Raw genomic sequence first — 237 nt, 5'->3', positions numbered from 1 at the left:
CGGACTTGAACCGGCACGGTAGTCACCTACCGCAGGATTTTAAGTCCTGTGTGTCTGCCAATTCCACCACCCCGGCAATAGAAAGGCGACACCCGGATTCGAACCGGGGATAAAGGTTTTGCAGACCTCTGCCTTACCACTTGGCTATGCCGCCGTAATTTGGAGCGGAAGACGGGATTCGAACCCGCGACCCCCACCTTGGCAAGGTGATGTTCTACCACTGAACTACTTCCGCAA

At 55.3% G+C, this 237-nt stretch carries 2 tRNA genes; both read right to left on the bottom strand.

The annotated features are described in order from the left end of the window. Positions 1-83 precede the first annotated feature (83 nt). Positions 84-154: transfer RNA gene (locus tag G9F50_RS20390), tRNA-Cys, on the bottom strand. Positions 155-160: 6 nt separating this feature from the next. Continuing rightward, positions 161-235: transfer RNA gene (locus tag G9F50_RS20385), tRNA-Gly, on the bottom strand. Positions 236-237 lie beyond the last annotated feature (2 nt).

Origin of the sequence: Bacillus sp. EKM206B (assembly GCF_011066015.1) — a bacterium.
Classification (GTDB): Bacteria; Bacillota; Bacilli; order Bacillales; family Bacillaceae; genus Bacillus; species Bacillus velezensis.
Note: the sequence above shows the minus strand (reverse complement) of the source record. Positions and strands in the feature narration are given on the sequence as shown.